Origin of the sequence: Fibrobacter sp., assembly GCF_017545445.1 — a bacterium.
In the GTDB taxonomy this organism is placed as follows: Bacteria; Fibrobacterota; Fibrobacteria; order Fibrobacterales; family Fibrobacteraceae; genus Fibrobacter.
The window spans coordinates 110,937-122,689 of sequence record NZ_JAFWOM010000059.1 but is presented as its reverse complement, the minus strand read 5'-3'; the positions used below and the strand labels follow the sequence as shown (position 1 = coordinate 122,689).

The following is an 11,753-nucleotide window of genomic DNA, read 5'->3' as shown; positions in this document are numbered from 1 at the left end:
GTACAGAAGACGGGACGTATGAAAGTGCCCTTCGGCATCGCACAGATAGGAAAGGCGTTCCGCAATGAGATAGTGGCCCGTCAGTTCATCTTCCGCATGAGGGAGTTCGAACAGATGGAAATGCAGTTCTTCGTGAAACCGGGTACCGAACTCGACTGGTTCCCGAAATGGAAGGAGATGCGTATGGCTTGGCACCAGGCTCTGGGCTTCGGCGCTGAGAACTACCGTTTCCACGACCACGACAAATTGGCTCACTACGCCAATGCGGCAACAGACATCGAGTTCCGAATGCCCTTCGGATTCAAGGAGGTGGAGGGTATCCATTCCCGTACCAACTTCGACCTCTCGCAGCATGAGAAATTCAGCGGAAGGCAAATCAAATACTTCGACCCGGAGACCAACGAGAGTTACACTCCGTATGTCATCGAGACGAGTATCGGCGTTGACCGTATGTTCCTCTCCGTGATGTGTCACTCCTACCAGGAGGAGCAGCTTGAAAACGGCGAGACACGCGTGGTGCTGCGCCTGCCCGAGGCTTTGGCGCCTGTGAAATGTGCCGTGCTGCCGCTGGTTAAGAAAGATGGACTGCCCGAGAAGGCGCGCGAAATCGTCAACGAACTGAAATTCCACTTCAATACGCATTATGAAGAGAAGGACAGCATCGGCAAGCGCTATCGCCGCCAGGATGCCATCGGTACTCCTTATTGCGTGACCGTCGACCATGACACGCTCAATGATAATAAGGTGACACTGCGCTACCGCGACACCATGCAGCAGGAACGTGTCGACATCGAAGCGCTGCGTGGCATCATCGAAGACAAGGTGAGCATCACCAGCCTGCTCAAGAAACTGCAATAAACACAACATCATACGCATGACCATTATGTATCGTTTTTCCTCTTCTTGCAAACCGAGGCATTGGCTCATGATGACTCTGGCTGCCGTGGCCATGATGATGACTACGGCATGCAGTGAGACTGACAACGAGGTGGATGAGTATGCCGACTGGCAGAACAAGAACGCGGAGTGGTTCACCAACCTATATAACTCTGCACGGCAGAAGGTGAGTAGTGGCGACACGTCGTGGAAACTGATCAAGAAGTATTCGCTCAACGACGATGTGCAAGGAAACCCTACCGACTATGTCATCGTGCATGTGCTCAATGAAGGAACAGGGTCGGGAAGCCCGCTCATCAGCGACACCGTGGCCACTCTAAAATAAAAGAAGACGCTGCAAAGCGTCTTTTTTTATTTTGTAGTCTGAAGCTGGACGAGGACCCGAGACCCCTCGGGGGAGAGGGTGCGACTAAATTCTTTCGTGGGCGTAGCCCGTGGGAAGAATTTAGGATTTATCGCGTAGCGATAAACCCGGAGGGCGGCGAGCCATCCGCGTAGCGGATTATGGCGAAGACGTCAATCCCTGTTGACGCCTACGGCGTCCGCGGCTGCACTCGATTATAAAATTATGCAAGCATAATTTTGCAACACTCGTTTTGCGCGCTTTTCCCGCTCTAAAAAAGAGTCTAGCGTCAAGCTAGGCTCTTTTGTTTTGTTGTTTGAAAAAAAAATTTATTTTTTTTCGACCCACACCCTTTACAATTGGAAATTTTATTTCTATAATTGGGTCACCCCGCGGGAATAGCTCAGTTGGTAGAGCACGACCTTGCCAAGGTCGGGGTCGAGGGTCCGAGTCCCTTTTCCCGCTCTAAAAAAAAGAGAACCACCTACAAAGGTGGTTTTCTTTTTTTATACACAATTTAAGCCGGGCGTTACGGGCTGGCATCTGAAGCCCGTTAGAAGGGGTGATGGAAGCCCCGGCGACCAGCTTCTTGACGAATAAAGGAGATGCCCGCACGGAGGCGGGCATGACACGTCGCATTTAGCATTTGAAAGCCGGGGCTGCAATCAGGGGGAAACCTCCCCCACCCACCTATTTTTAGAACGACACCTTGAGTTCGAGAGTTACTCCAATCAGAGTTTCCGGACCAACCACTTCCTCTTTACCCAACTCTGTTATTACGGAAGTCTGCACACTAACATTTGAATTGATTGCATACTTTAAACCAGCATAAGGTCGAACAACGAAATCACCCGTATAGCTCTTACCATAATTTTTCCCCTTATAAGTATATTTACCTATTCTCATCAATACATTGGCACCGATAAACGGGGTCAACGGAATACCCAGATTAAAATCGGCTTCAGCACCAAAATTCAGGTGCAACGGAGGAGACTCCTTATCATCACCTCTAGTACATACTGTAAGGCCAAGTTCCGAGCCAAAATCAACAACACCAAAATTCTGGGAATACTGAGTGCCAAAATTGAAAGCCCAATCACTATAATTATAAGGATCATTGCTTATAGGAACTCGAACATTCAAGAACGCATTCAACATAGGCAAGAACTGATAACGAACCATAAATCTTGGATTTGCAAGACCGTTTACGTTGCTCTTATACAATCTTATATAATACGGGATACTCACGCCCAATTCCAAATTCGGCACAACCGTATAACGGGAACCCACAAAAGGCAAAAGCCACATGCGTTCACCCAGCTTGCTAAAATTGACGCCAACCGCAAATTCGCCCTTGTGATTTTCAAGGACGGGGAATCTATCCCAAGATGCAAAACTTGCTGTTGCACATAGAGTCGCTGCAAGAAATGCTTTTTTCAACATATAAAATTTCCTTTTTTAAGGTATCACTTCTGTATTTTTTCAAGTGCGAATATACAAAAAACAATTTACAAAAAGCGATTTCCAAATACTTTTTTTGCATACAAGTACAAAAGCCCAACTTAATTGCTGGGACTTTTAATCAGAAAAAAAATTAATTTATTCTAATATTTTCTAGACTTTTCTTTTCGCTAATCATCGATGCTGTGATAATCATCTTTACACAAATTCGAATTTCTTTTATCTATATAATCTTTTGTTTTTTCAGTCAAAAAAGAGGCATCAAGTCGTTTACAAGACGTTATACTTTTTATATAATCTTCATCGTCATGATTAACATCTAAACGGACACACAACCGTCCATTTTTTGACAGCATAATAATATTTGAGTCGAAAAGCTTATGATGGTTTTGACATAGCCACAATCCATTATCAGAATTGTTTACATGCTGAAATTTTTCTTTAAAATTCATTGACGTTTTCGAGATGGCTGAAACTTCCCAAATATGCGCTCCTTGAATAATTTCAGGAATTCCACATTTACACATACAACACTTTTTTTCACCTAATTTAGACAACAGGTTATACAAATATGAGCCATTCCGCAAACTGGCCGTTTCAGGCAATGCATCAGAAATCTTTTTATCTAATGTTTGTGTTGCAGAATGCAGTTCAATATTGGCAAATTTACTTAAAGTAATTTGAGAACTTTTCGGCAATTCTTCAAGGCCATTTTCGGCCACATTAAAAAAATCAACTTTACCTTTTGTTATTTTCGCAGCAGCTAAAGCCATCAAAGTTGACTCGTACTTACTGGCGCCAAATGTTTTTCCGAAAATTTGAATTCTGTTGTTGAATTTAGTAATATAACTTGAATTATTTGATTTATTCTGTCCCTGCGTTTCCCTTCGCGCTGACATTATTTCATTTATACTAGAGTATGAATATATTGCGGAACAATTGCTCGGCAAATTCAGAAACTCTACACCAACGGTTTTCAAAAGTTTGAAAATAAATTTATGATATTCAGTGAAATAATTACCTGTATACGGAATAAAATAATAACACAATTTTTTCTTGGATCTATCATCGGCATAAAAAAGATTCAATGCAGACGGAACGCTTTGGACACTTGAATTCCTGCCATCAACCTTATCTTCAGACAAAGTTACATAATAAATAACATTATTATACTCTATCGTGACTAATCGTCCTTTGTTATAGCCTTCTGATTCTGTCTCAACTTCAAATTCTCGACAGCCCGTGGCTTTAAAACATATATCTTTTAGTACATCTGAAGTTAAGATCTGTGCAAAATAGCCGGATCTTTTCTGTGCATTTATATTGTATCTAACCAATGGGTTCGTTTTCATAATTAACTACAATCAGTTCTTTTCGTCTGTTATACTTACCCTGATTAGAATCAAGATGAATTAAATGATAATTATTTTTTTTTGCCCAATCTACAATAAGAGTATTTCCGTCATCTACATAAGACAACATGAACTTTGCACCCCGTTGGCTTGCCGCATCCAACGAGTTTAAAAGCAACGCATCAGATTTTGAAGTCCAACCATAAAATCCCCTTTTTCCATCATTATAGACACCCAATGTACCTGAATACGGAGGATCTGCATATATAAACGATCCCGCCCCTAGTGTTTGAAGAACCGTTTCATACGAATCGCTAATAAAATCAACCCGGTTATTCTTCATTGTTCTACAAAAAGAAATGCACCTAGACAGCAGACACTCATTGAACCATCGATTTCCAGGAGGATTGTTAAACTCTTTTTTCCCGTTAAATCGTATTTGCTGTTGGAAGCCATATAATATAAGAACATACAAAATCAATGGAGATGGATTAATCTTGTATAGCTCCCTTAATTTTAAATAAGAATCGCGATTTCCTTTTTCTATTCCATATTTATTTATGGTTGCTTTTATCTTTTTTATGAGCGCAGAACAATCATTTTCATAAAACATCTGAATGAGAGCTACAACTCTGTCATTAATATCATTGTAAACAATTCTCTGATAAGGCATGTTTACTCCGAAATTAAACCCCCCGCCAAACAAATCAACGCACAACGATATTTTTTCTTTTGGCGGTATAAATTTTTTTAATTTCTGAACCAGCCCAGCCTTACTTCCAGTATAATTTAGCGGGGCATCAACAACAACATCGCTGTTCGTTTTCTTTTCAATAAAAAACAAATATTCTTTATGCGTTTCATCACGCTTACTTTTTTTATTAGTGTATTTTTTATAACCGAGTTCCTTTTGCAAAAAAGATTCTTCTTTTCCATAACGACACATCACATCTTTAATAAATTCGGGCGTCATAAAGCCATCATTGCTATAGGATAATATGATGTATTTCGCCTTTGTTTCCGCTATTGTTTTTTCAAAAGCCACATGCACATCAATATCACGCGACCATTTTGATCTATAAGGTGTAACAGGTCTAGAACCCGTTATTTTGCTTACGCTAGGGCAATCATTTTCCACCAATGTTTCCAACAAATGATATTGTGTTCCGTATTGGTTTTGCGTGTACGGAGGATCGAGATAAAGAATATCACATTCAACATTCTTTATATTATCTTCTGTATGATGATTATAGCATCCAGCTACCGAAGCTCTTTCATTAGTCAAGCAATCTAATCTTCTGAAAACAAATGGCTTTAAAGCCCGTCTATCCCATTTTTTTAGAAAAGCACCATACACTCCTGCCGTATTGGATACGTCTGACACCGAATCGAGTAAGCAAGCCAGTAGATAGGAGAATTCATTCTCTGATAATTTTTTTTTCCACTTCTCTATTTCATGCCTACAAAATTCAATTCTTTCTGCATTTTCTTTAGAGAAATACATTCTATCACAATATGGCGAATAGGTTGTTGCAAAAAAACCTTTCCGTTTTCCTTTTGGATTATTCAGAACCTCAAAGGGATTAAATCCTAATTTTTTCGCAATCTGACTTGGATTGCACAACCGACCTTTAGCATAAGTCGTACAACATTTTAATATGTCGTTTATCACAACATGACAATAGGAACTCATTGCTACCGCAACAGCCCCTGTTCCACAAAAGGCATCAAAGAAAACTGTACTCTCCGATATTTCGCATCGTTCTCGTATCAAAGAAACGATGTCGTCAACAAGTAAATCTTTGCAACCTAAATAACGCATATACCTCAAAATAAAAAAACGATGCTCAGAGAAAACATCCTCCTAGCATCGTTTTCCAAAATTGTACTTATCTTACAGCTTCGACAAAGACCCTTTCGCCATCTGCATCAGATTCCTGCAAACCAGCAGTAGAATCCTTCCACACGATAGCGTTAGCCTGTGTCTCGCCCTTGATGTAAGATTCGTTTTCCTTCACAGCCTGTTTCAGCACTTCGCTTTCAGAGTAAAGTTCAATGCTGATACGGTCAGAGATTGCAAAGTTTTGGTCCTTACGGCGGTTCTGGATGCGGTTCACGAGTTCGCGGGCCACGCAGGCGCGGCGGAGTTCGTCAGTGATCTTCAAGTCCAGAGCCACGGTGAAGTGCTGGTTGGCTTCCACAGCCATGCCGTCGGCCACGATGCGGTTGAGCATCAGGCAGTCGGCTCCGACTTCACCGAAGTCGAACTTGATGGTTTCGCCAGCCTGGAGAGCCTTGATTTCATCAACCGTAAGGCTATTGAGCTTAGCAGAAATCACCTTCATGTTCTTCGCGTAATCCGGACCCTTTGCCTTAATAGCGAGGAAGTTCGGCTTAGCAGAGAGCTTCACAAGCTTGGTTTCGTCTTCGAGGAACTTCATTTCGCGAACGTTGAGTTCTTCGAGGATCAATTCCTTCATGGTCTCGGCGACGTTCTTTTCCACGTTACCGTGAGCAACCACCGTCATGCTAGCAATCGGCATACGGTTCTTTACGTTGTTCGTAGCGCGGATCACGCGGCCCATTTCGACCATGCCACGCACCATGGCGATGCGTTCCACGAGCTTTTCGTCCATGAGGGACTTGTCAGCACTCGGGAATTCGCAGAGATGCACGCTCACCGGAGCGTTGGCGTCCACTTCGCGAACGAGAATCTGGTAGATTTCTTCGGCGAGGAGCGGGAGGAACGGAGCGAGAATCTTGGAGAAGTCTACGAGCACCTTGTACATGGTAGCGTAGGCGGCGTTCTTGTCGCCATCGTTTTCGCTCTTCCAGAAGCGGCGACGGCTGCGGCGCACGTACCAGTTCGTGAGGTCATCCACCGCGGCAATCACGGCGGGCACCACGTTGTACAGGCGGTAGGCCTTCATTTCCACTTCGACCTTGGCGGCCAAGTCCTGCAACGTTGCAAGCATCCAGCGGTCAAGTTCGTTGTCGCTCTTCACATCCTGACCCGGCTTCCACGTGAGCTGGCCCTTGGCGGCGTCAGCGTTGTGGTTAGAGACAAAGAATGCAACAGCGTTCCAAAGCGGCAACATCACCTGCTTCACGATGCCCTTCACGCCTTCTTCGCTGAAGCGGAGGTCTTCGGCCTTCAAAGCGGCGGAGTTGATCATGAACAAGCGAATAGCGTCGGCACCCGTGCGTTCAATGAGGTCGTTCGGGTCCGGGTAGTTGCGCTTGGACTTACTCATCTTGGAACCGTCTTCGGCCAAGATAATACCGTTCACAATAACGTTCTTGAAAGCCGGCTTCTGGAACAAAGCGTTCGAAAGCACGGTCAAGGTGTAGAACCAACCACGAGTCTGGTCAAGGCCTTCAGCGATAAAGTCCGCCGGGAAGCTGCGTTCCACCAGTTCCTTGTTTTCGAACGGGTAATGGCGGCTGGCATACGGCATGGAACCGGATTCAAACCAGCAGTCGAACACTTCCGGCGTGCGGCGGTAAACCTTGCCGTTCTTTTCGATGGTAAGCTTGTCCACAAAGTGCTTGTGCAAGTCATCGAGCTTCACGCCGGTGAGCTGCTGGAGTTCTTCGATGGAGCCCACAGCAATCATGTCGCCATCGTCAGAGAGCCACACCGGAATCGGCGTACCCCAGAAACGGTTACGGGAAAGGTTCCAGTCGCGAGCGCCTTCGAGCCACTTGCCGAAACGACCGTTCTTGATGTGGTCCGGAACCCAGTTCACAGTCTGGTTGTTCTCGACCATCCATTCCTTCAGGGTCTTGGTCACGCCGTCCTTGCTGGTGACAGGCGCATCGATCTTCAAGAACCAAGTCTTGAGGGCGCGGTAAATCAGAGGAACGCCGGTACGCCAGCAGTGCGGGTAGCTATGCACGATCGTGTCCTGCTTGAACACGCGGCCCTGTTCCTTGAAGAAGCGGATAATTTCCTTGTCGGCTTCCTTGGCGCCCATGCCCTTCCACATCGGGACCTTGTCCGTGAACTTGCCTTCGGTATCGAGCGGGTCGAAAAGGCCGAGGTCGAGTTCTGCACCCTTCTGGAAGTCTTCTTCACCGAAGGAGGGAGCGGTATGCACGGCACCGGTACCGTCTTCGGTACTCACGTAGTCGGCGGGGTAAATCTTGTAGTGGCGTGACAGCTGGTCCGGCGTCACGTATTCGTCAGAGATACGGGAAAGCGGTTCGTAGTCCTTGCCCACGAGTTCAGAGCCCTTGCAGGTATCGACGATGTTCGGGTTCTTGAAGTAAGCGGCGGTACGGCTTGCGGCAATCCAGTACTTCTTGCCATCCTGTTCCACAAGGTTGTAGTCCATGTCCGGGCCCACAACAATGCAGAAGTTGGAATAAAGTGTCCACGGGGTCGTCGTCCACACGAGGATGCTCGTGTCCTTGAACTTGGCCTCGTCCGTGTTAAGCGGGAAGATGAGGGTCAGAGACGGGTCCTGACGGTCCTTATAACCCTGGTTCGTTTCGAAGTTCGAAAGCGGAGTAGCGAGAGCCGGGCTGTACGGCTGGATGCGGTAGCCCTGGTAGATAAGGCCCTTGTCAAAGCACTGCTTGAACACCCACCACACAGATTCCATGAAGTTCTTGTCCATGGTCTTGTAGCCCTTGTCGAAGTCGACCCAGCGGCCCATGCGGCGAACGGTCTTCTTCCATTCGCTGGTGTACTTGAGCACCTTGCCGCGGCAAGTTTCGTTGAACTTGTCGACGCCGAGCTTCTGGATTTCGGCAACGCCAGCGAGACCGAGTTCATTCTGCACGAGGGATTCAATGGGGAGGCCATGGCAGTCCCAACCGAAACCGCGCGGAACCTTCTTGCCCTTCATGGTCCAGTAACGCGGGACGATGTCCTTGATGGTACCGGCGAGCAAGTGACCGTAGTGCGGGAGGCCCGTTGCAAACGGAGGGCCATCGTAGAAAGTGTACGGTTCGGTTTCCGGACGGCTGTCAAGCGACTTCTTGAAGCTTTCGTCCTTGTCCCACAGGCCGAGCACGCGCTCTTCTATTTGTGGAAAGGTTTCATCTTTTTTGACTTCACGAAACATGGGTTACCTCGATATAGTAGACAGTAGGAAGTAGGAAGTAGACAGGGAGTCCGCTTGAACCTCTACCGACCACAAGGCGTTAAATTTTCGGGTGCAAAGATAGAAAAATCCACTCCCAATATCAAATCAATACAAGAAAACCCAACCTATCTGGAACTTTCCGCATTCATCATTTAAAGGGAGTACTTCAGGGCTGTATTCAAAATACAATCCCCAAGGATGTTTCTTTTTCCAAAAAGTGCTGATACCAAAAGTCAACACATTCGTGCGATGTGCATACCCTGGGTAATTTTCCCGGCCCTTATCACTCGTCCAATCAGAAAACATATCATTTTTAGCAGTTGAGCCGCCACTATTAAACGCCATCCTTTCGTAATTGACATACGCCCCCAAAGAAAACACTTCGCCAAGATCAAACATCGCGCCGCCACCAACATTGTACAAAATAAAACCGTCAAAACGGCCCTTCGGGTTGTCCTCTTTAGGTTCATAATTTTCTTTTTGATCATTGGAATAATAGCCCCCCACAAAAGAGACCCCGGCCCCTAAATATGCAGGCCCAAACCATTGCACCAAACTCGGACGCAACCCAATATCCATCGGTATGGAAATCGGAACAGACAAGAATAAGCCGCCCTTTTGCCCAGCAAGCGAGTAATCCAACGACAACAGCTCAATTTTTGTATTGACGGCAAGCCCCATGATAGACTTTGAATGATGCGGCGACGAAACTTCCCTTTTTTCATCGCCCGCAAAAACGCCCCCAACATCCACATAACGGAATTTTTTCTGATCCGACGAATACTTGAGAACCGCCGCCTCGCCCAACGTGTTCCCCGACGAAGTCACTGCACAACCAGAAAAACACAAGGCAAACAAGCCGAGAAGAACAAATCCGGTACACAATCTTTTAGCAAAAGAAAACATGACACGCTCTAAAAAAGTATTACAACTTGGCCCAATATACCAAAATAAAATTCCAAACTACACAAAATACATAAAAAAATTACCTATTCTAATAAAATTATATATATCTAATTACATACGGGATGGGAACAGAGGGAGCAATCTTTCGGCTTGCCGTAACAAAAGCGTTAGTCCATTTTAGACTATTGAGTTTATTTGTAATCCTTGAAATTACAAAAGGCAGATAGCTAAATTAACGCACGAAATTTATTTATCAAACAACAGAGGTACAATCATGGCAGTAGAAGACAATTACAACGTTGGACACGTCATCATGATAACCCTTTCCGCTGCCATCGGAGGGTTTCTATTCGGTTTTGACTCGTCCGTGATTAACGGTGCCAACGTGGCACTCAAGGGTTATTTCAACTGCAACGACATGCAGCTCGGTCTTGCCGTTTCGCTTGCGCTGATTGGCGCTGCCGTCGGGGCATACTTTGCCGGTCGCCTAGCAGATAAATTTGGACGAGTGCGATGCATGATTGCGGCCTCCATTCTCTTTTTCGTAAGCGCTATCGGGTCTGGCCTCCCCTTCACCATCTATGACTTTATCGCATGGCGTGTCATTGGCGGTGTGGGTATCGGTGTGGCATCCATCATCGCCCCGATTTACATTGCCGAAACATCCCCGGCACATTTGCGCGGGCGACTCGGTTCCATGCAGCAGTTCGCCATCGTTATCGGCATTTTCGTGGCTTTACTTTCGAACTACATCATCGTTCGCATCTCAGGTTCCGCAAGCAATATGATTATGGGCATCCATTCATGGAAAGTGATGTTCTGGGTCGAAGCCATCCCGGCACTCATTTACGGTATCGCCGCTTGGCAGCTCCCAGAATCTCCGCGTTACCTCGTCAGCAAAGGCCGCATGGAAGAAGCCGAGAAGGTTCTCTCGTTGATTGCAAGTGTCGGCATCAAAGAAAAAGCGATTGAAATCCAGGAATCCTTCAAGAGCAACAAGCCGACGAAGCTTTCCGACCTTCTCGAAACAATTGCAGGCAAGAAACGCATCGCTCCAATCGTGTGGGCGGGTCTCGGCCTTGCCATTCTCCAGCAGCTCGTGGGCATCAACGTCATCTTCTATTACGGTTCCATGCTTTGGCAGAGTGTGGGCTTTGGCGAAAGCGACGCCTTCCTCACTAGCGTGATTTCCAGTGCCATCAATTTGACCATGACCATCGCCGCGATTCTCCTGATTGACAAGATTGGGCGCAAGCCGCTTTTGCTCATCGGTTCTGCGGGTATGGCCGTTACGCTAGGAATTCTCGCCTGTTGTTTCCTCTTCGGCTCCGACGCAAGCGGCAACCTTGGGCATTCTAGTGGCATTTTCGCCCTCCTCGCTGCAAACTTCTACGTGGCCTTCTTCGCTGCAACTTGGGGCCCGGTCATGTGGGTGATGCTCGGCGAAATGTTCAACAACCGCATCCGTGCCGTGGCCATCTCCGTTTGCGGACTTGCCCAGTGGGGAGCAAACTTCTTAGTCAGCTGGTCGTTCCCCGTTCTCGTCGGCGAACACGGCATCGGCATCGGCCCGACGTACTTGATTTACACGGCATTCGCCGCGATAAGCTTTGTGTTCGTTGCCAAGCTGATAAAAGAAACCAAGGGCATCAAACTCGAAGCCATGTAATTTCAAGCTCGCTGAGCTCGTTTACAGAATTC

Annotated in this window: 8 protein-coding genes and 1 tRNA gene; 4 read left to right on the top strand and 5 right to left on the bottom strand. The window is 46.3% G+C overall.

Annotated features, from left to right (window positions below; all coding sequences use genetic code 11):
- The 3 genes from IKG78_RS06575 to IKG78_RS06565 form a co-directional block, all read left to right on the top strand.
- Positions 1-858 (top strand): glycine--tRNA ligase (locus IKG78_RS06575; protein ID WP_290941250.1); only part of this gene is annotated, 858 nt, incomplete at its 5' end.
- A gap of 67 nt (positions 859-925) precedes the next feature.
- Positions 926-1,222, top strand: coding sequence for a hypothetical protein (locus IKG78_RS06570; RefSeq protein ID WP_290941247.1), 297 nt, complete (start codon positions 926-928; stop codon positions 1,220-1,222).
- A gap of 410 nt (positions 1,223-1,632) precedes the next feature.
- A tRNA-Gly gene (locus IKG78_RS06565) sits at positions 1,633-1,705 on the top strand.
- A gap of 231 nt (positions 1,706-1,936) precedes the next feature.
- Here the strand turns inward: IKG78_RS06565 and IKG78_RS06560 are convergent.
- The 5 genes from IKG78_RS06560 to IKG78_RS06540 all read right to left on the bottom strand — a co-directional run bounded on the left by IKG78_RS06560 (position 1,937) and on the right by IKG78_RS06540 (position 10,052).
- The gene (locus IKG78_RS06560) at positions 1,937-2,683 is read right to left on the bottom strand and encodes a transporter (RefSeq protein ID WP_290941243.1); all 747 of its coding nucleotides are present in this window, start codon (positions 2,681-2,683) and stop codon (positions 1,937-1,939) included.
- A 188-nt stretch (positions 2,684-2,871) separates the two neighbouring features.
- Positions 2,872-4,053, bottom strand: coding sequence for an HNH endonuclease signature motif containing protein (locus IKG78_RS06555; protein WP_290941238.1), 1,182 nt, complete (start codon positions 4,051-4,053; stop codon positions 2,872-2,874).
- Positions 4,031-5,875 (bottom strand): DNA adenine methylase, encoded by a 1,845-nt coding sequence (locus tag IKG78_RS06550; RefSeq protein WP_290941235.1) that lies wholly within the window; start codon positions 5,873-5,875, stop codon positions 4,031-4,033. Before IKG78_RS06550 ends, IKG78_RS06555 begins: the two co-directional genes overlap by 23 nt.
- Positions 5,876-5,942: 67 nt before the next feature.
- Positions 5,943-9,125, bottom strand: a complete 3,183-nt coding sequence (gene ileS, locus IKG78_RS06545) for an isoleucine--tRNA ligase (protein WP_290941232.1) — start codon at positions 9,123-9,125, stop codon at positions 5,943-5,945.
- Positions 9,126-9,251: 126 nt separating this feature from the next.
- Positions 9,252-10,052 carry a hypothetical protein gene (locus tag IKG78_RS06540; RefSeq protein ID WP_290941228.1) on the bottom strand — a complete coding sequence of 267 codons (801 nt, stop codon included), beginning with the start codon at positions 10,050-10,052 and terminating at the stop codon, positions 9,252-9,254.
- Between the two features lie 274 nt (positions 10,053-10,326).
- On the opposite strand from IKG78_RS06540, the gene IKG78_RS06535 reads away from it, so the two are divergent.
- On the top strand, positions 10,327-11,721 hold the full coding sequence (locus IKG78_RS06535) for a sugar porter family MFS transporter (RefSeq protein WP_290941225.1): 1,395 nt from the start codon (positions 10,327-10,329) through the stop codon (positions 11,719-11,721).
- Positions 11,722-11,753: the final 32 nt, after the last annotated feature.